Source organism: Cryobacterium sp. SO1, assembly GCF_004210215.2.
Lineage (GTDB): Bacteria > Actinomycetota > Actinomycetes > Actinomycetales > Microbacteriaceae > Cryobacterium.
Map to the genome: position 1 here is coordinate 3,409,067 of NZ_CP067394.1, position 17,185 is coordinate 3,426,251.

Consider the following 17,185-nt stretch of genomic DNA (forward strand, 5'->3'; position numbering starts at 1 on the left):
GCGGCGGGTCAGCCGCGCACGGTGAGAAAGGTGTCGGCGGCGGCGAGCTGCAGGCCGGCGGCCACGGCGTCGGCCAGAGTGATGTCCTCCGCCTGCCGCTCCAGGATGATCACCGGCACGATCGGGTCTCGGCCGCTGGCCACGATGGCGGGAACGTCGTAGCTGACGATCACGTCGCCGGCGATGACGGTGTCGCCCTGCTGGGCGCGCAGGACGAAACCCTCACCCTTGAGCTGCACGGTGTCGATGCCGAGGTGCACCAAGACCCCGACGCCCTCCGGCGCCACGATCACATAGGCGTGCGGGAACACCTTGAGCAGCTTTCCGCTGATCGGGGCGATCGCGTCGACGACGTCCCGGGGAGGATCGATCGCGCCGCCGGGGCCGACGATCGCCTGGGCGAAAGTGGGGTCGGGCACCAGGCCGAGTTCGACGGCCCGGCCGGGAACGGGCGCGAGCACGATCAGGGAGGCGACGCTCACCTGAGGTCCTCGATGTCGTCGGCGAGGTTTTCGGCCTCGGGGCCGACGATGACCTGCACGATGGTGCCGGACCTGAACACACCGTGGGCGCCGGCGGCCTTGAGGGCCGGCTCGTTGACCATCGCGGGGTCGGTCACTTCGGTGCGCAGCCGGGTGATGCACGCCTCGATGTCGACGACGTTGCCGGCGCCGCCGAGGCCGGCCAGGATCTGCTCTGCCTTGCTACTCATCAGTTACTCCTCGGAATGTATACGGATCGGTGGGATGGAACGGTCGGGAAGGAGGCGCTCGTCGGCGAGCCGCTTTTGCGGGCCAGGCCTTGACAAACAGACCGCCGCACCTTCATTATCGAGTAATTGGACCGTACCAGTACGGACCACAAAGCGGAAGTGGTCCGGTCGGTTGTCAGCTGGATCACAGAAAGCCGACTCCCCCGAAAGCCAACACCCCGGAAAGGTAGTGCCGTCGTGACACTCGACAGCCCGGTCCTCGCCACAGGCGCCGTGCCCAAGCACGTGCAGTTGCGGTCCATCCTGCTCGAACGAGTCGAGACCACGTTGGCGCCCCACGCCGCGATCCCGCCGGAACGCAAGTTGATGACCAAGTACGGCGTGAGCCGGTCGACGGTGCGGGAGGCGATCCGTCAGCTGGTCGACGAGGGTGTGCTCTACCGCATCCAGGGCAAGGGCACCTTCGTCACCGGTGAGCGCGTGCAGAGCGACCTGCACCTTGCGTCGTTCACCGAGGACATGCGCCGGCGCGGCCTGGTGCCCGCCACCGTCGTGATGGGGTCCAGGTTGATCGAGGCGCCCCTCGACGTGCGGGCGGCGCTGGGCCTCAAGGCCGGTGCGCAGGTGCAGCGGGTCGAGCGCCTGCGGCTCGCGGGCGGCATCCCGATGGCCTTCGAACGCGGCTATTACCCCGCGGGTCTGCTGCCCGACCTCGGCGGCCAGGACCTCACACGTTCGCTGTACGCCACCTTCGCCACCGAGTACGGCCTGCGCATCGATCACGCCGAACAGACCGCGTGGGCCGAGACCGCAACTTCCGAACTCGCCGAACCCCTCGGGATCACCGAGGGCGTTCCCCTTCTCGTTTTCCTCCGCACCTCGTCGGCGGGGTCCACCCCAGTTGAGCATGTCACCTCCTGGTATCGGGGCGACCGCTACCAGATCCACATGACCCTCGACCTCAATCACGACCTGTAATTCAGCCTGCCCAGCCCCACCGGGGCGGCCCGCCGGACCCTCCGGCAGCGCCAGCGCGCCGTGTTGCGGGAGCATCCCCCTCGACCTGCACCAGTTCCGTTCACCCGCCCACAGAAAATCCGAGCACAATCACAGGAGGAATCCATGTCCAGCACCACCGTAGATGCCGGGACGGGACGAAAAATCCCGGGCCTCGCCCAGCTCCAACGCATCGGTCGCAGCCTCATGCTGCCGATCGCTGCCCTCCCCGCCGCCGGACTCCTCCTGCGCCTGGGCCAGCCCGACCTTCTGGGCGCCATCCCAGGCTTTGAGACCGGGGCGGCGGTGATCGCCTCCGCCGGTGGTGCGCTGTTCGACAACCTCGCGCTGCTCTTCGCCGTCGGCGTCGCGATCGGCTTTGCCAAGAAGGCCGACGGGTCCACCGCCCTGGCCGCCGTGGTCGGCTACCTGGTGTTCAGCAACGTCGGCAAGGCCATGTCGCCGCTCGTGATGGGGCTGCCGGAAGAGGGCGCCGAGCAGGTGCTGGTGAACTACAACGTTCTCGCCGGCGTGCTCATGGGCGTCGTCTCCGCCGTGCTGTGGCAGAAGTACCACCGGATCAAGCTGCCCAGCTATCTGGCCTTCTTCGGCGGCCGTCGCTTCGTGCCGATCGTCACCGCCGTTGTCGCCCTGGTCCTGGGCGTGCTGCTCAGCTTCGTCTACCCCGCGTTCAGCAGCGGCCTCACCTCGTTCGGCTCGTTCGTCAGCTCCAACGACATCTGGGGCGGCTTCCTGTACGGCACCGCCAACCGGCTGCTCATCCCCGTGGGCCTGCACCACATCCTCAACTCGATGATGTGGTTCGTGATCGGTGACTACAACGGCGCCACCGGCGACCTGCACCGCTTCTTCGCCGGGGACCCCACCGCCGGTTCGTTCATGACCGGCTTCTTCCCGATCATGATGTTCGCCCTCCCGGCCGGCGCCCTGGCCATCTGGCACGAAGCCAAGAAGTCGCAGAAGAAGATCGTCGGCGGCATCATGCTCACCGGCGCTCTCACGGCGATGCTCACCGGCGTCACCGAGCCGCTCGAGTTCTCGTTCATGTTCGTGGCCTTCCCGCTCTACGCCATCCACGCGGTGCTGACCGGCACCTCGCTCGCCCTGGTGAACTTCCTCGGCATCCGGGACGGCTTCAGCTTCAGCGCCGGAGCCTTCGACTACATCCTCAACTTCGGTCTCGCCGAAAAGCCGTTGCTGCTCATCCCGATCGGGCTGGCCTACGGCGTGCTCTACTACTTCCTGTTCCGGTTCGTCATCCGCCGTTGGAACCTGAAGACGCCGGGCCGCGGCGACGACGTCGTGGAGGAGGCGGCCCCCGAGACCACCTCGACGACGACCACCGCTTAGCCCGGTCGGCCGGTGTCGCGGGCCCCGCTCGCGGCACCGGCCGGCAGCACGTTTCCCGCACCATCCACTCATCACCATCGCACCTGGAGCATCCCTTGGCTGAAGTAGTCGTCCTCGAATCCGAGACGAACGCCGGCATCATCGCCGCCGCATCGATCAGAGCGCTGATCAACCAGAAAGCGGATGCCGTCCTCGGTCTCGCCACCGGCTCCACCCCGATGTCGCTCTACAGCGCCCTCGCCGACTCGCTGCGGCAGGACCCGCTGGATGTCAGCCGGGTGCGCGGTTTCGCCCTCGACGAATACGTGGGGCTGCCCAGCGGGCACCCGGAGAGCTACCGGGCCGTGATCACCCGCGACGCGGTGCTGCCCATCGGTCTCACCCCCGGCAACATCCGGGTGCCCAACGGCGACCCGGCCACCCTCGAAACCGCGGGCACCGACTACGAGGCCGCCATCCGCGCCGCCGGCGGCGTCGACGTGCAGATCCTCGGCATCGGCCGTACCGGCCACGTCGGTTTCAACGAACCCGGTTCCTCCTTCGCGTCGCTCACCCGGGTGAAGACCCTCACCCAGAAGACCAGGGCCGACAACGCCCGGTTCTTCGACTCCCCCGACGACGTGCCCATTCACTGCATCACTCAGGGGCTGGGCACCATCCGCCGGGCCCGCCACCTGATCCTGCTGGCCTTCGGCGAGGAGAAGGCCGAGGCCATCGCCGCGGCGGTCGAGGGACCGGTCACCTCCAGCAGCCCGGGTTCCGTCATTCAGTTGCACCCGCATGTCACGGTGCTCGTGGACGAGGCGGCCGCCTCCCGCCTGGCCAACCTGGCCTACTACCGGTACGCGTACGCGAACAAGCCGGCCTGGCAGGTCGTCTAGACCAGCGCAGCCAGAGCGGCGATCACCGCGGCCGCTCCGAGAGCGACGACCAGGCCGTAACCACAGGCGCTCAGGATCGTCTGGCCGCGCACCCCGATTCGGCCGCCCCCGACCGTTCCGAGCGCAACCAGGACCAGTTGCCAGGAGAGGGAGGCGGCCACGGCGCCGGCCACGAATACGAGCGGCGCCGCCTCGAGGCCGAGAGACGGCGGGAGTGCCGCGGTCAGCGCCGCGAAGTAGAGCAGCGTCGCCGGGTTCACAAGGGTGAGCCCGGCGAACGTCGCGAAGACCCGGCCGGATGCCGGCGGGCGGCGCACCCGGTCGGAGACCACGGCCTGGGCCGTGCGGCGCATCAGCCCGTGGACGCCCAGCGCCACGAGGACCAGCCCGGCACACAGCGCCGGCGCCGCTCCCCACGAGACGATCACCGGAGCGGCCGCTCTGCCCAGCAGCACCGCGGCGGCGCAGTAAAGCCCGTCGACCATCGCCACGGCCAGCGCGGCGGCGGCCCCGGCCCGGAAGCCGCCGGCCAGGGCCTCCCGCATCACGAGCAGGCCGATCGCGCCGAGCGGCACGGCCACGCCCCAGCCCGCCAGCAGCCCGCCGACGAACAACGGCCCCCAGGTGATCTCCATGCGCACGATCCTGCCCTGCCGCCGCAGCCCGACCCTAGTATTTCTCGGCGACACGGATACGATCGCGGCATGGACGATCTCGACGGCGAAATTATCGGCATTCTGCGCACCGACGGGCGCATTTCCTTCAGTGCGCTCGGGGCCGCGGTGGGGCTCAGCACGAATGCCGCCGCCGCCAGGGTGCGAAAGCTCGAGGCCTCCGGTGTCATCGTGGGCTACCGGGCCGTTCTCGCCGACGACTCCCCGTTGGGACCGCTCGGGCTGGAGGCGTTCATCGACGTGCGGCTCCGCGCCGACGCCGACTCCGAAACCTTCCTCCTCGCGGCGCTGGCCGAGCCCGAGGTGCGCGATGCCGCGCACGTGACCGGTCCCTATGACTACCTGCTGCACGTCTGGGTCAGCGACACCACCCACCTGAACGAGTTGTTGCACCGCCTGAAAAGCCAGGCCGGAGCCGGCCAGACCCAGACCCGGCTTGCGCTGCGCCCGCCCGCCACCGCGAGGGAGTGACCCGCGCCGGTAGGATCGTGCGGTGCCCACGTCCCTCGCCCAGTCCCCCGGCGCCCGGGTCGGCCTGTCCATCGCCGTGGCGACCGGGTTGTACGGCGTCTCGTTCGGCGCCCTGTCCGTCGCGTCCGGCTTGACCGTCTGGCAGACCCAGGCGCTCAGCCTGCTGCTGTTCTCCGGCGGGTCACAGTTCGCGTTCATCGGGGTCATCGCCGGCGGCGGCACACCGGTGGCCGCCGCGAGCGCGGCGGCTCTCCTGGGCATCCGCAATGCGGTGTACGGGATGCAGATGAACGTGCTGCTGCACCCGCGCGGCTGGCGGCGGTTCGCCGCCGCCCACGTGACCATCGACGAGTCGTTGGCCACCAGCACCGGCCAGAGCGACCCCGTCGAGCAGAAACGCGGCTTCTGGGTCGCCGGGGTGGGCATCTTCGTGCTGTGGAACCTGTTCACCCTGGTCGGGTCGGTGGCCGGCGACGCACTGGGCGACCCGAAGCGGTGGGGCCTGGACGGCGCCGCCGTGGCCGCGTTCCTGGCGCTGCTCTGGCCTCGGCTGCGGTCGCGGGAGGCCGGCGCGATCGCCGTGGCCTGCGCGCTCGCCACCGTGCTCACCGTGCCGTTCGTGCCGCCCGGCATCCCGATCCTCGTTGCCGCGGTCGTCGCGGGCCTGATCGGCTGGTTCGGTTATCGCAGCGGGCCAGATGGCGAGGGCCTGGAGCCTGACATCGATCCGTACCCGGGCGAGCCCGGTCGAGTGGCAAGCTCGTGACCCTGTGGGGATGGATCCTCGTGGCCTGTGCCGTGGGTTTCCTCACCAAGCTGCTCGGCTACCTGGTGCCCAAGAAGTGGCTCACGAACCCCCGGGTGGCCCGCGTGGCCGGCACCCTGACCATCGGCCTGCTGGCCTCGCTCACGATCGCGAACACCATGGCGTCCGGTCAAACGCTCGCCGTCGACGCCAGGCTCGGCGCCCTCGTGGCGGCCGCAGTCGCGCTGTGGTTGAAGGCGCCGTTCCTCGTCGTCGTCATCGTGGGCGCGGCCGCGGCCGCCGGCCTGCGGCTGCTCGGCCTGCCGTAGCCTCCAGCCCTTCATCCACTCCGGAGAAACGCTGGGGTTGCTACGCCTGGGCGCGACCCTGGTGAGCGTCCCCCAGGAGGTGATCAAGGACCCGATGTGCTAATGTAGGTAGTTGCGCGTCGATCTTTATCACGATCCGACCTCTCCGCTGCCCCAATCCATGGCCGGAGCCGCTGCTCGACCGGGTCACTACCGGGTCGGACACACTCGACCGGGACTTTCGGTCGATCATCCACGCTGTTCGAATTCCGGCGCACGCAATGCTGCGCGCCGCCTTCACACGTCCATACGAAAAGTACGATTTACATGTTCACTCCCACCATCAACCTCGACAACGCCACGGAAGCCATCGACACCCTGGCTCCCGAACACCGCCAGGCGATCTACCTCGCCTACTACGCGGGCTTCAACAATGACCAGGTCGCCGATCTCCTCGGCGTCACCACAGCCGTCGCCGACAGTCGCCTCAGCGAGGGCCTCACACACCTGCGCGAAGCCCTCCGCGTCGCCGCCTGAGCTCCGCCCCCTTAGATGGCGGCGATGACCGCGCTCATCGTGTGCGCCGCACCCGGCGCCAGGGTGATCGAGTCATCCTGCACATCCCCATCACAGATCGGCCGGTCGGGTGCGAACTCGCTGAGCGCGCTCATCCACAGCACCGGCGGCCGGTCCGTCGGTGTCCAGCGGGTCACGTGCGCACCGTGCAGGTACACCTCGGCCACCGAAGCACCGGACGAGCAGCGTGGCCAACTCGTCGAGCGGCTGCCCGGCAATCGTGAACTACTGGGCGACGCCCTCGAGTAGCATCACGAGCTCGTCGAGTTCGACGTCCCAGCCCTCTCGGTTCTGCTCAAGGCGTTCGCGGCGGTAGCGGGTGCCGCCGGGGAGTGTGTCGAAGCCCGATTCGATCACCGTGACATCCGTCCCGGTACCAGCATCTGCGATGGTGAAGCGCACGTGCGTCGAGTACTCGTCGAGCTCTTCGGCGGGGATTCCCGACCAACGGAAGCCGAATGATCCGTCGGGCACCACCTCGGTGATTTCGATCGGGAAGCTGCCGTAGCCGTCCCAGTCGATGCTGCCCGTCGCACCGGGCTTGAGCGCGGCGAACCCCACAGCGTCTCCGAACCACTTGACCATCACCTCGGGGTCGGTCAACGCCTCCCAGACGCGCGCGCGCGGGGCCTCGATGTGCACGGTGCGGGTCACGGTGTGGCCCTTGATTCTTGCGTAATCAGACACGGTGTTTCCTTCACGTTCGAGCTGAGCGCGACGGGACAGTGCCCGCCGAGCGGCACGTCAACCAGTTCTGCAAACGCGCCTCATCGAGCGTACCCATGATTGCGAATCGGTTCACGAGCAAGTGAGACGCTGGTCGCCCTATTCTGCTTCGCGTGCGAGCGCAGTGGTCGTAAGCCGCGCGTACATGAACATGTCGCACGGTTTGCCATCGATCCGCTCCCAAGCGCGGAGCAGGCCCTCGCGTTGGTAGCCCGCACTCTCAGCAGTTCGCCAGGAGCCGCTGTTCCATGGCTCGACGTACAGCTCGACCCGATCAAGTTCGGCGAGGTTCACCGCCCAGGCCGTGAGTGTGCCGAGCGCCTCGGCGGCATACCCCTGACGGCGTTGGGAGGGCGTGATCCAGTATCCGACACTGGCTCGCACGCCCGCGCCAGCTGAGAAGTACAGTCCGATGTGCCCGACCGCGACGTCGGAAGCGTCAGCGATCGCAAAGACATAACCCGCGCGCGTCGCTAGACGATCTCGTTGGCGGGCGATGAAAGCCAGAGCCTCGGATTCACCGTCCGTTGACGGGACAGTCGTAAGGATGGGTATCAGGGAGTCCCGGGACGCTTCTTGAACTGTCGGGGCGTCCGAGTCACGCCATTCACGCAAGATCAATCGCTGGCCGTGAAGGGTCGGCAGTTCAAGAGGGCCGTCAGTCATACCGTGATCATTTCACGGGCTGATATCGCTCGGCACATCGAGGCAAGAAAACCCCCTGACTCCCTTGAGAACAACGGAGATGGGACTTTCCGAGCGCGTTTACGGCGAAATCAGGTGATCGTCGCCGGATCGGTTGGGATGGCGGGGGTTCGAGGCCAGGTCCCGGCGGAGCGCAGGATGAAGGCCAGGATCAGCACCTCGACGCCGATGGTGAGGCCGTAGTAGAAGGCCCAGTCCCAGGACGCCCCTGCCGCGTTGAACACCATGACGGGGATGTACAGCGATGCAATAACGAGGTTCGTGGCACGGTTCACCCGGGCGGGCAGCGCCATGGAGAGCACCACCATCAGGGCCGGGATCGCGATGACCACGAAGAAAATGGACATCAAGGTCCCGCTGATGTCGAACTCGAAAATGACGCCACCCCGGATTTCGTCGATTTCGCCGGGCTGGTAGAGGTGGAAGTAGTCGATGTAGATGACGAGGAACATCAGGCTCGTCCAGGCTGCCGCGAGCTTGGCCTGCACGGGGATGGGCGGGTTGTCGAGCCGGCTCGGGGTGTTCGTTCGGATTGTGCTAGTTCTGGACATGGCGGACCTCCCAGGTTTTCAGAGAGAACTTACGGGTGTAAGGACTGAACAACAGCGTAGCCTTACAAGCGTAAGTGCGCAAGGATGAGAAGATGACGCCGCGCACCCCTTTGAGCAGGAAGAGGATCATTGGCGCGGCCGCCGCGGTAGCCGACCAAGCGGGTGTTGCCGCCGTGAGCATGCGCAGTGTCGCGAAGGTGCTCGGCGTAGAGGCGATGTCGCTCTACCATCACGTCCCCAGCAAGGAGGCGCTGCTCGACGACCTCGCCGACTGGGTCTTCGAAAGGATCGAGCTGCCCGAGGTCGGCGGCAGCTGGCGGGAGGCGCTGACCGCCCGGGCACGATCGGCACGGTCGGTGCTCACGGCTCATCCGTGGGCGCTCGGGATGATGGTGCGCTCCAACCCCGGCCCAGCGCTGCTGCAGGACCACGACCGGCTACTCGGCGTGCTGATGACCCACGGGTTCAGCGCCGCGCTCGCGACACACGCGTTCTCCGCCATCGACGCCTACGTATACGGGTTCGCGCTGACCGAGACGAGCCTGCCGTTCGAACCGGAGGACGGCGCCGAGGAGGCTTTCGCCGTCAAGGTCGCAGCGCCGGCGGAGCTGTATCCGCACATTGCGCGGTCGCGCGCCGAGCTTTTCGGCGATGGCGGTTACGCGTTCGCGGACGAGTTCGACTACGGGTTGGAGCTGCTGCTTGAGAGCCTGGAACGTCGGGTCGCCGACGCGAGCCCCGCGCTGCGCGAGCGTTAATGAGCGGCTCAGCTGGCTTTGCTTGCGCTCGGGGAGACCTCTCGCCGCGCCTCGATCCGGCGTGGTTAGGTCTGCGAGTCCCATCGGATCTCCCCGTCGCGCGCGATGTTCGAGATTCGCAATCCTTGGTGGCGGGCCACGGCAATCGAGGCGGCGTGTTCGGGATGGATGAACGCGGCGACACGGTCGACCCCATTGGATCGCAGCCACAGAATCATGTGCCGGGTGGCCTCTGACGCGAAGCCCTGGCCCTGGTGCGCCGGATTGATCAACCAAGCCACCTCTGCCATCAGGCCGTCGTTGTCCCCCTCGACAGTCGCCTGCACGAAGCCCACGATGGCATCGGAATCACGACGTCTGACAATCCAGTTCAACCAATGCTGCGCCCCATCCGGTGAAATCCCGGCCACCTGAACGGCATAGCGCGCCTCGAGTTGGGCGAGGGTCGGTGGCGTGCCACCGGTGAAGGTGTACAGCGACACGTGTGCGAGGACGTCAACCATCGGGGATGCGTGCTCGCGCGCGAGCGGCTCGAGGATCAGTCGAGTGGAAACCAGCGTTTCAGTCGTGTGCCTGTGCATGACACGAGCATTGCAGGTCGTCATCACGGTGGAAGTCCGTGCTTCCGGTCATGTCTTTCGATCCAGGGGTGGCGGGGTTTCCTTGAACAGGTCCGCCAACCAGCCCTCGCCCTGCGGTACGGCCTCTTTCGGTTGGCCGACCGGCGGGGCGTCCACATCCTCGCTGGCGGAGCTTGTCGTTCGCAGCGGGGGCAGCGACGGTGGCCGGCCCGGACGACTTCGGGTGCCCGCGAGGGCGATGACTTTGTCCAGCTCCCCGCGATCCAGCCACACCCCCCGGCAGATCGGGCAGACGTCGATCTCGATGCCGGTGCGGCGATCGACCACCAGCACGGCTGCGTCCTGAGGGCAGTTCATACGTGCTCCCTTCTGTGGCTGAATAATTCGGCCAGCACTCGCACGCCGGCGAACAGGCCCACCCAGCGGTCCCGGTCGCGGGGAAGAATGATGTGCACACCCCTTTCACCGTGGCGGGTGAGCCTGAGGAGGTCTTCGGGCCATGGCACCCCGTCTAGGACCAGGCGGCCGACCGGCGCTTCGTGGGTGGGGCCGCGGAGCTGGCAGTCGCGACGAGTATGCGTCATCGTGATCAGCTCGGTTCAGGGCCGGGGGCCACAGCGGGGTCCAGGTCACTCATCGGAGCGGTCCTTCCCGCTACCGGCAGGCACTCGTCCACGGCGGCCGAAGACCGGCTCGACCGCGGCAAGTTCCTCGTCGGTGGCGATCCGGAACGCCCCTGCAGCCTCGGTCTGCACGTCGCGTCGGCCTTGACCGCGGGTGGCGCGGAGGCTGGCCACGATGGACACCGTGATGATGGTCACGACCACGGCCAGGCTGATGGTGGTCGGGATGTAGAAGACATCCAGGAGCAGCATCTTGATACCCACCCAGATCAGGACGAACGCGAGTCCGATCTTGAGGTAAATGAACCGATGGATCAGGTCCGCGAGCAAGAAGTACATCGCCCGAAGCCCCAGGATGGCAAACGCGTTCGCGGTGAAGACCAGGAACGGTTCACTAGTGACGGCGAAGATAGCCGGGATCGAGTCAACGGCGAAGATGACGTCCGTGATCTCCACCAGCACCAGCACGGCCAGCAGCGGGGTCGCCACCACGATTCCTGCCTTGCGGACCAGAAACCTCTGCCCGTGGTACGCGTCGGTCATCGGCACGAACCGGCGAAACACCTTGAGGATGCGGGAATTCTCGGGGTGGACGTGGTCGTTGCGGGAGCGGAACATCCGCCACCCGGTGTAAATCAGGAACGCGGCGAAGACGTACAGGATCCAAGAGAAGTTCTCGATCAGCGCGGCGCCGGCCGCGATGAAAATCCCGCGGAAGATCAGGGCGCCCAGGACGCCCAGAAACAGCACTCGGTGCTGGTACTCGCGCGGGACCGCGAAAGCGGCGAAGATAATCGCCCAGACGAACACGTTGTCGACCGCGAGGGATTTCTCGATCAGGTAGCCAGCGAAGTACTGCTGCCCGAATTCCGCCCCCCACAGCGTCCACACCAGCACGCCGAACGCCACACCGAGAGTCACCCACACGATCGACCACACCGCGGCTTCCCGCACACCGATCACGTGAGCTTTGCGGTGGGCGACCAGGTCGACGGCGAGCATCAGCAGGATCACACCCAGAACAGCGAACCACGCCCACAGGGGGACAGCCATGACAAAGACCTCCACGAAATACTCGTGAAGGTCTCATCTACCTTGCGGCCCTGCACACCGGAACCCGCGGCGGGAACGTATTGACGATGCGAAGCGAGGATTACTCCCCTTCTGTGATCAGTAAACACGATAGATGTGCGTCACGTCAACTGGGCAACGGCTGTGCAGCATCCGTGGCGGGTTTCAGACGGGGCCTTTCGACGGGCCGCCGCAAAAGGAATGCCTCCAGTGTTGGGTCGCCAGCTACGGATTGCAGTGGTCGCACCATTCCGGGTCGGCGTGGGCTTGATCTCGTGGCACCCGAGCCTTATAAGTGCACCGGCCGCAGCCATGGATATCGGCTGCGATGGCCTGGGTCGCCGATCCGCAGCCAGAGCAGAGCAAGCCGTGTTCGACGTTGATGTGGCCAAACCCGGGCGCCCGGCAGTGCGCACACTCAGTTGCAAGTCGCTGGGCCATTTTTTCGCAGAGCGTCCGGATGGCCGTGGCGCGGGACGGCGCCTTGTGGGCGCGGTAGTCCGGAAGGATCACAATGGATTGGCGCTGTTTCAGAAGCGCTTCAGTGGTGTCGCCGAGGACCTCGAGTCGAGTGATGTTCTTGTGGGCGGTCGTGTGGTCGTTCTGGGTGCTCTGCAGGATCACTCCCTGGCCCGGGAAGCCGATGGCCGACGCAAACGTGAGGGCTTCGCGGGCACTGGCGATGCGTCGCCCTCCGGGCACCGGCGAGGTGGTGACGCTGCTTTCGACAATCTCCAGCCCCAGGGTGTGGTCAATGAAGAGGAGAAATTCGGTGTTCTCCACGAAAAGTCCGAATCCGGACGTGAAGGTGCCTTCGGAGGCGAGGCCGAGGGTGGTGCCGGCGATTTGCATGCCGAGTCGGGCTTTCGCTCGGGTTGCGTCGCGCGGGCTGAGGAGTCGGGGGATGTCGCCGGCGAATGTTCCGAATTGGTCGGTGTCGAGGCCCGTCGCCGCAGTGACGGTCGCGCCCAGTGTGTTCTGGAATGCGTCGTGTGCGAGCGATTCTTTGCCGTGCATCGTGGCGAAGGTGATCGTGCGTCCGGTGTACGCCGTGCGGGGGCGGGTCATTGGAAGTAGTCGGGCCTGGAGACGTAGGTGTCGGAGACGAACATGACACCACTGGAGGTGCTGAGAAGTTGCTGGATAGCGTCGATCAACTCGCCGGCGTTACCGGGTGGGAGGACGGTGATGAGCATGGTGAGGGTGTCGTATTCGTTGAAGAGTAATGCCCCGGAGTGTTGGCCGTGGTGTCCGATCCCGGATACCCCTGACACGGACGTATAGCCGGTGGCTCCGGCGGAGGTGATCAGTTCGCGGATCGCGGGGGCGTCGCGGGCGGGCACGACAACCTCCAGCCGGGTCATTTGGGTCAGGTTGTTCATGGTCAGGTTCCTTTCAGTGCGTTAGGGACGACCGTCCAGCCGTACGAGGTGTAGCGGTACCAGAGAGCTGCGGGGTCGTTGCGTGCGGTGAGGGTGATCCAGTCGTTGTCGAGCAGGTTTCGCAACATCTGGTTGCCGGAGACGATGCGTCCGATGCTGTCCAAAGGGGCCTGGATGACGACGGTCAGGCGCATCGGTTCGTGGAACAGTTGGTCGCCGTGGCCGACGGATTGCCAGGGTAGGCCGCGGCGCAGGTCGCCGGCGTGACCGGCGATGACTCCGATGGTTCCGATGGCGTTGTGGATGGTTTTGGTTCCGGCACCGAGGGTGTCGGGGTTGAGGGCGGAGAAGTAGTACTGGTGGTTGATCCACTGCGCGACCACCAAGGGTGCGGTCATGATCGTTTCCAGCGCGGCACCGTCCAGGTCCAACTCCGTTTCGTAGGAATGGAGGAACACCCGCCGGTCCAAGTTGACACCGCGGGTCAGCTGACGCGGTCCGATGATCATGGCGGCGTTGCCGGCAAGCCCCAGCTCTGGATACACCTCCGCCCAGTCGTGGGCGCGCCCCTGCACCCTGGCCGGGTCGTGCGGGGATGCTCCCGGCAGGTTCTGGGCGCGTTCCTTGACCAACCGTCCGGCGGCTGTGCGTTGGACCCGGTCGAAGGTGCGAGCCGCATCGACGTGGCTCTGCGGGACGAGGTGCCGGTCCAGGAGCGTGACCGCGTCGGTGACGGTGTTGTGCTCTGCCGCGATGAAGAAACTGTCGGAGGGGATCTCGATTCCACGGGCCGCCAGGAGGGAGCGCACGTCTGGGTCGTTGAAGATGGCGGCGGAGGCGCGGGCGTTGGCCGCCCCGGGGTTGCCGCCGCAGGCGCCGCAATCCAGCGCCGACTGGTACAGATTGTTCATCGACTCGGACGCGTGGCCTGCGAGCACGACCAGGGGGGCGAACTGGGTGATGCCCATCATCCGCACCGCGGTTTCAGCCATCGCTGCCCGCTCCTGCAACGTGAAGGCGTCACCGATCGTCACGGTGCTCGCGAGGGCGGCCGTGGACGGGGTCAGGAATCGGTGGATTCGTGCCTCCAGCGTCGGGGTGAGGGTGCGCAGCACACTGATGGCGCCGTACAGCCAACCGGATACCTCCGCGAAGGCGAACGGTGTCACTGTGCCGGAGTCGGCACGATGGGTTGATCGCCGGAACGCGTCCCGGGTGCGGCCGCTCGTGATGTGGTCTTCAGCCTGCGCTGAGGGGGTCGGTTCTTCGGTGAGGTGGTGTCGGGCGGTCAGGAGAGCCGGCAACGAATTGATGGCGCCGCGGGCCCCGTACCGGGAGAAGCGCACGGGGACGCCGAAGAATCCGGCGAACCCGAACGTTTCCATTTCGGGGAGGACTTCGACGTGACGCCGCATTCCTTCGGATCGGGGGTCTATGCACATCACCAGCTGCAGTTGGGGACGAGGGGTGTAGGGATCGGTGTTCCTGAGGGCGTTCACCAGGGCGGTGCGGTAGTGCAGTTCGTAGGCTTTCTGCCAGGTCAACGCATGGTCGGGCACCGGGTTGATGGCCAGAACCCGGCTCACTGCCGCGATGTCATCTCTGTCTGTTCGACTTCCGCCGATCAAACGGGCAACCTGCTCGGCCCGGTGCCAGACGGCTTGCGGGGTCTCGTTGGCCAGGACGGGTCCGCGTGTCGAAGGGACGCAGGTCAGGCCGAGGAGCGCTTGGAGGGTCAATCTCACGCCCAGGTAGGAGAGCAGGTCGATGTCCCCGATCTTTTCGGCCCGCCACTTGATGTAGCCGACCCAGCCCGGCAGGTGTTGGAGCTCGGTTCGTAGCGTCTCCGTTACCGCCTCCGCCGGGACTCCGAGTTTGACCAGCGCCCAGGCCAGTGCGGCGTCGGGCTCGACAGGCAATTCGGTCACCATCCGGCGCACCGTTCGAAGCAGTGACGGGTCTCGGCGGGCCAGGGCTCGCCACGCCTGGTAGAAGCCGTGCTGCTTGTGGGGCATCGCCCAGAGCGGGTCCGGGTTCAGGTAGGACGACACCCAGGTGGCCAGGTACTCGTCCAGCCAAGGCGCCGATGGCTCAGTTGCGGCGGGGGAATTCCACTGCGCGTTCCTCATGTCCAGGACCGCCACGCTCAACGCGGACACGCTTTTACCGCCGATGGCGAGCTGCCAGGCGAGTTCGGGCACACGCTCGGCCAGGGCTGCTTCGAGGTCGGCATCGACGATGCGGCCACGGCCGGCGTCGGCGAGGTAGGCGTCCCGGGACCGGGCGAGGACCACGCCCGAGGCGGCGGCGGCCTCGAAAGGGCGACGTTCGTGGCCCGCGAGTGGATTCACGGCGATGAAGGACTCCACTGGCCAGGACGGCACGATGTCGTGGGCGGCGGTGGCTACCTGGGCGCGAAGAATCAAATTCATGACAGCACTCCTGTGCTCACTGACGTGCGGGGAAGAGCAGGCGGGCGGGGAAGGGTGGTCGTCACGGTCCTGGTGTAAACGTGGTCACGCAGGTGCGCAAGCTGGTGCGGGTTACGGGAGAGCAGTTGGACTGCGATCAGGCCGACGGTGGGCAAGAGCAGTAGCCAGGCGGGGGCGGCATTGATGGTGGTCGCAGGTTCCAATACCGCTGTGAACATCTGCAGGAGGGCCACATATCCGAACGTCAGCAACATTATTGATGCCGTGCCGGTGAGAACCGTTCGGGGCGAGAAATCGGTGCTCAGCGCTGTGCCCAGAGCAACGCTGGCGGTCACGGCAACAAACACGAGCAGGGCAGTACTTGCCGTTGCCTCGGTGGGGGCGAACACCCATTCGGCTGCGGCCAGCGCCGCCAATGTCACCAGCACCGACAGGGTCACGGCTGCAGCGAGTGCGGACGACGAGTAGATCTTTCGGGGTGGAAGGTCTCGGTCGACGGCGTGCTGGCGCACTCCCATGCCGGCACCGAGGAAGTGGGTGGATTTGAATAGGGAGTGGGCGACCAGATGGAAGATTGCTGCCGCGAACGCTCCCAAACCGCACGCCATGATCATGAACCCCATCTGCGCCATTGTTGAGAACACCAACCGGCCCTTCACATCCGGCCGCACCAGGCGGACCGCCGATGCGTAGACCAGGGTCACGGCACCGGCCACGAAGACCCCGACCATGACGGCCTGGTGTGGCGCGATGGCCGGGGCGAATCGGATCAGCAGGATCGCCCCGGCGTTCACTACGCCGGCGTGCATCAGCGCGGACACCGGCGTGGGCGCCGCCAACGTGAACGGCAACCAACCCTGGAAGGGGATCTGGCTTGAGCGAGCTAACGCCGAAACCACGAGAAGCACGGCGCAGGTCAGTTGAAGCGGCAGCGGCAACGACTCCGCGACCGCACCAAGCTGATCCAGGGGAATATCTCCTCTGGCGGTGACCAGCAGGATGGCGACCGGAACCAGGAAGGCAGTGTCAGCGATCATGAACCGGGATCCGGTGCGCCGGATCCCGTCGCGGGCCTGCGCAAGCGGCCGATAGGTTGCCAGGAGCACAACGAGTGCCGCCCCCGCTCCGACCCAGGCCACGGTGAACAGGGCCACCGACCCGGCGCATACCATCAACACGGTGAAACCGGTGAGCAGGTTGGCTGCGACGACGAACCAGACCTGTCGAAGATCACCCCGTAGGTATCGAATCGCGAAGACCTGGATCAGCGCGCTGAGTCCCAACACCAGCAGCGACAAGATCAACGCCAAGGCATCCAGGTGCACCGAGGTGGACCCGAACACCACCTGCTCACTCTGGTGCGGCGCTGCAACGGATGTGAGAGCGACCGCGACAGTCGCGACAAACCCGGCCCCGACCACGGTCGCCGCCAGACGGGCCACCCTGTTCCCGCTCACGCCCGCCCAGCCGAGGAGCGCGGCGCAGAGCCCCGCGATCCACGGCGCCATGGTCACACCACCCACAACGAGCCAATCAGACATCAGCACCTCTCCAAACACGACCTACAAAACAGGAAAAACATAGCACATGTTGAATGTCGGGAATAGAATGTGGGGAGAAGC

At 66.5% G+C, this 17,185-nt stretch carries 23 protein-coding genes; 8 read left to right on the forward strand and 15 right to left on the reverse strand.

Annotated features, from left to right (window positions below; genetic code table 11):
• Positions 1–8: 8 nt before the first annotated feature.
• Positions 9–482 (reverse strand): PTS glucose transporter subunit IIA, encoded by a 474-nt coding sequence (locus BJQ95_RS16180; protein WP_130176285.1) that lies wholly within the window; start codon positions 480–482, stop codon positions 9–11.
• The gene (locus BJQ95_RS16185; RefSeq protein ID WP_130176284.1) at positions 479–712 is read right to left on the reverse strand and encodes a glucose PTS transporter subunit EIIB; all 234 of its coding nucleotides are present in this window, start codon (positions 710–712) and stop codon (positions 479–481) included. The genes BJQ95_RS16180 and BJQ95_RS16185 overlap by 4 nt, the downstream gene beginning before the upstream one ends.
• A 237-nt stretch (positions 713–949) precedes the next feature.
• On the opposite strand from BJQ95_RS16185, the gene BJQ95_RS16190 reads away from it, so the two are divergent.
• The 3 genes from BJQ95_RS16190 (at position 950) to BJQ95_RS16200 (ending at position 3,960) form a co-directional block, all read left to right on the forward strand.
• Complete coding sequence (locus BJQ95_RS16190) at positions 950–1,690, forward strand: GntR family transcriptional regulator (protein WP_130176283.1); 741 nt, start codon at positions 950–952, stop codon at positions 1,688–1,690.
• A 144-nt stretch (positions 1,691–1,834) separates the two neighbouring features.
• The gene (locus BJQ95_RS16195) at positions 1,835–3,079 is read left to right on the forward strand and encodes a PTS transporter subunit EIIC (protein WP_130176282.1); all 1,245 of its coding nucleotides are present in this window, start codon (positions 1,835–1,837) and stop codon (positions 3,077–3,079) included.
• A gap of 95 nt (positions 3,080–3,174) precedes the next feature.
• The gene (locus BJQ95_RS16200; protein WP_130176281.1) at positions 3,175–3,960 is read left to right on the forward strand and encodes a glucosamine-6-phosphate deaminase; all 786 of its coding nucleotides are present in this window, start codon (positions 3,175–3,177) and stop codon (positions 3,958–3,960) included.
• Here the strand turns inward: BJQ95_RS16200 and BJQ95_RS16205 are convergent.
• On the reverse strand, positions 3,957–4,595 hold the full coding sequence (locus BJQ95_RS16205) for a LysE family transporter (protein WP_130176280.1): 639 nt from the start codon (positions 4,593–4,595) through the stop codon (positions 3,957–3,959). The genes BJQ95_RS16200 and BJQ95_RS16205 overlap by 4 nt on opposite strands.
• A 69-nt stretch (positions 4,596–4,664) precedes the next feature.
• Here BJQ95_RS16205 and BJQ95_RS16210 point away from each other — a divergent pair, with 69 nt between their 5' ends.
• The 4 genes from BJQ95_RS16210 to BJQ95_RS16225 all read left to right on the forward strand — a co-directional run bounded on the left by BJQ95_RS16210 (position 4,665) and on the right by BJQ95_RS16225 (position 6,695).
• Entirely contained in the window at positions 4,665–5,105 is a 441-nt protein-coding gene (locus BJQ95_RS16210) for an Lrp/AsnC family transcriptional regulator (RefSeq protein WP_130176279.1), read from the forward strand.
• A gap of 22 nt (positions 5,106–5,127) precedes the next feature.
• Positions 5,128–5,871, forward strand: a complete 744-nt coding sequence (locus BJQ95_RS16215; RefSeq protein WP_130176278.1) for an AzlC family ABC transporter permease — start codon at positions 5,128–5,130, stop codon at positions 5,869–5,871.
• Positions 5,868–6,179, forward strand: a complete 312-nt coding sequence (locus BJQ95_RS16220) for an AzlD domain-containing protein (protein WP_130176277.1) — start codon at positions 5,868–5,870, stop codon at positions 6,177–6,179. Before BJQ95_RS16215 ends, BJQ95_RS16220 begins: the two co-directional genes overlap by 4 nt.
• A gap of 306 nt (positions 6,180–6,485) precedes the next feature.
• Entirely contained in the window at positions 6,486–6,695 is a 210-nt protein-coding gene (locus BJQ95_RS16225; protein WP_130176276.1) for an RNA polymerase sigma factor, read from the forward strand.
• Between the two features lie 11 nt (positions 6,696–6,706).
• Here the strand turns inward: BJQ95_RS16225 and BJQ95_RS16230 are convergent, their stop codons facing one another.
• The 4 genes from BJQ95_RS16230 to BJQ95_RS16245 form a co-directional block, all read right to left on the reverse strand.
• On the reverse strand, positions 6,707–6,871 hold the full coding sequence (locus tag BJQ95_RS16230; protein WP_165384842.1) for a hypothetical protein: 165 nt from the start codon (positions 6,869–6,871) through the stop codon (positions 6,707–6,709).
• An 88-nt stretch (positions 6,872–6,959) separates the two neighbouring features.
• Positions 6,960–7,421: an SRPBCC domain-containing protein gene (locus tag BJQ95_RS16235; protein WP_165384841.1), complete on the reverse strand. Its 462-nt coding sequence runs from the start codon at positions 7,419–7,421 to the stop codon at positions 6,960–6,962.
• 138 nt (positions 7,422–7,559) lie between these two features.
• Entirely contained in the window at positions 7,560–8,126 is a 567-nt protein-coding gene (locus tag BJQ95_RS16240; protein WP_130176274.1) for a GNAT family N-acetyltransferase, read from the reverse strand.
• 110 nt (positions 8,127–8,236) lie between these two features.
• Complete coding sequence (locus BJQ95_RS16245) at positions 8,237–8,716, reverse strand: DUF6326 family protein (protein ID WP_130176273.1); 480 nt, start codon at positions 8,714–8,716, stop codon at positions 8,237–8,239.
• 92 nt (positions 8,717–8,808) lie between these two features.
• Here BJQ95_RS16245 and BJQ95_RS16250 point away from each other — a divergent pair, with 92 nt between their 5' ends.
• Positions 8,809–9,474 (forward strand): TetR/AcrR family transcriptional regulator C-terminal domain-containing protein, encoded by a 666-nt coding sequence (locus BJQ95_RS16250; RefSeq protein WP_130176272.1) that lies wholly within the window; start codon positions 8,809–8,811, stop codon positions 9,472–9,474.
• A 65-nt stretch (positions 9,475–9,539) separates the two neighbouring features.
• Here the strand turns inward: BJQ95_RS16250 and BJQ95_RS16255 are convergent, their stop codons facing one another.
• From BJQ95_RS16255 to BJQ95_RS16290, 8 genes are all read right to left on the reverse strand, one after another.
• Entirely contained in the window at positions 9,540–10,079 is a 540-nt protein-coding gene (locus tag BJQ95_RS16255; RefSeq protein ID WP_256041620.1) for a GNAT family N-acetyltransferase, read from the reverse strand.
• A 24-nt stretch (positions 10,080–10,103) separates the two neighbouring features.
• The gene (locus BJQ95_RS16260) at positions 10,104–10,412 is read right to left on the reverse strand and encodes a zf-TFIIB domain-containing protein (RefSeq protein WP_130176270.1); all 309 of its coding nucleotides are present in this window, start codon (positions 10,410–10,412) and stop codon (positions 10,104–10,106) included.
• On the reverse strand, positions 10,409–10,639 hold the full coding sequence (locus BJQ95_RS16265; protein ID WP_130176269.1) for a hypothetical protein: 231 nt from the start codon (positions 10,637–10,639) through the stop codon (positions 10,409–10,411). The genes BJQ95_RS16260 and BJQ95_RS16265 overlap by 4 nt, the downstream gene beginning before the upstream one ends.
• Positions 10,640–10,684: 45 nt before the next feature.
• Positions 10,685–11,731: a TerC family protein gene (locus tag BJQ95_RS16270; protein ID WP_256041420.1), complete on the reverse strand. Its 1,047-nt coding sequence runs from the start codon at positions 11,729–11,731 to the stop codon at positions 10,685–10,687.
• A gap of 243 nt (positions 11,732–11,974) precedes the next feature.
• On the reverse strand, positions 11,975–12,817 hold the full coding sequence (locus tag BJQ95_RS16275) for a DUF6671 family protein (protein WP_130178660.1): 843 nt from the start codon (positions 12,815–12,817) through the stop codon (positions 11,975–11,977).
• Complete coding sequence (locus BJQ95_RS16280; protein WP_205750197.1) at positions 12,814–13,131, reverse strand: transcriptional regulator; 318 nt, start codon at positions 13,129–13,131, stop codon at positions 12,814–12,816. The genes BJQ95_RS16275 and BJQ95_RS16280 overlap by 4 nt, the downstream gene beginning before the upstream one ends.
• 2 nt (positions 13,132–13,133) lie before the next feature.
• Positions 13,134–15,563 carry a DUF2309 domain-containing protein gene (locus BJQ95_RS16285; protein ID WP_256041421.1) on the reverse strand — a complete coding sequence of 810 codons (2,430 nt, stop codon included), beginning with the start codon at positions 15,561–15,563 and terminating at the stop codon, positions 13,134–13,136.
• On the reverse strand, positions 15,560–17,104 hold the full coding sequence (locus tag BJQ95_RS16290) for a proton-conducting transporter membrane subunit (RefSeq protein WP_130178662.1): 1,545 nt from the start codon (positions 17,102–17,104) through the stop codon (positions 15,560–15,562). The genes BJQ95_RS16285 and BJQ95_RS16290 overlap by 4 nt, the downstream gene beginning before the upstream one ends.
• Positions 17,105–17,185: the final 81 nt, after the last annotated feature.

What these genes read in the sequence shown, in the direction of transcription:
- BJQ95_RS16185 (WP_130176284.1), bottom strand. Translation starts at nt 712, where the DNA reads ATGAGTAGCAAGGCAGAGCAGATCCTGGCCGGCCTCGGCGGCGCCGGC.
- BJQ95_RS16195 (WP_130176282.1), top strand. Translation starts at nt 1,835, where the DNA reads ATGTCCAGCACCACCGTAGATGCCGGGACGGGACGAAAAATCCCGGGC.
- BJQ95_RS16205 (WP_130176280.1), bottom strand. Translation starts at nt 4,595, where the DNA reads ATGGAGATCACCTGGGGGCCGTTGTTCGTCGGCGGGCTGCTGGCGGGC.
- BJQ95_RS16210 (WP_130176279.1), top strand. Translation starts at nt 4,665, where the DNA reads ATGGACGATCTCGACGGCGAAATTATCGGCATTCTGCGCACCGACGGG.
- BJQ95_RS16225 (WP_130176276.1), top strand. Translation starts at nt 6,486, where the DNA reads ATGTTCACTCCCACCATCAACCTCGACAACGCCACGGAAGCCATCGAC.
- BJQ95_RS16240 (WP_130176274.1), bottom strand. Translation starts at nt 8,126, where the DNA reads ATGACTGACGGCCCTCTTGAACTGCCGACCCTTCACGGCCAGCGATTG.
- BJQ95_RS16245 (WP_130176273.1), bottom strand. Translation starts at nt 8,716, where the DNA reads ATGTCCAGAACTAGCACAATCCGAACGAACACCCCGAGCCGGCTCGAC.
- BJQ95_RS16250 (WP_130176272.1), top strand. Translation starts at nt 8,809, where the DNA reads ATGACGCCGCGCACCCCTTTGAGCAGGAAGAGGATCATTGGCGCGGCC.
- BJQ95_RS16255 (WP_256041620.1), bottom strand. Translation starts at nt 10,079, where the DNA reads ATGACGACCTGCAATGCTCGTGTCATGCACAGGCACACGACTGAAACG.
- BJQ95_RS16260 (WP_130176270.1), bottom strand. Translation starts at nt 10,412, where the DNA reads ATGAACTGCCCTCAGGACGCAGCCGTGCTGGTGGTCGATCGCCGCACC.
- BJQ95_RS16265 (WP_130176269.1), bottom strand. Translation starts at nt 10,639, where the DNA reads ATGACGCATACTCGTCGCGACTGCCAGCTCCGCGGCCCCACCCACGAA.
- BJQ95_RS16270 (WP_256041420.1), bottom strand. Translation starts at nt 11,731, where the DNA reads ATGGCTGTCCCCCTGTGGGCGTGGTTCGCTGTTCTGGGTGTGATCCTG.
- BJQ95_RS16275 (WP_130178660.1), bottom strand. Translation starts at nt 12,817, where the DNA reads ATGACCCGCCCCCGCACGGCGTACACCGGACGCACGATCACCTTCGCC.
- BJQ95_RS16280 (WP_205750197.1), bottom strand. Translation starts at nt 13,131, where the DNA reads ATGAACAACCTGACCCAAATGACCCGGCTGGAGGTTGTCGTGCCCGCC.
- BJQ95_RS16285 (WP_256041421.1), bottom strand. Translation starts at nt 15,563, where the DNA reads ATGAATTTGATTCTTCGCGCCCAGGTAGCCACCGCCGCCCACGACATC.
- BJQ95_RS16290 (WP_130178662.1), bottom strand. Translation starts at nt 17,104, where the DNA reads ATGTCTGATTGGCTCGTTGTGGGTGGTGTGACCATGGCGCCGTGGATC.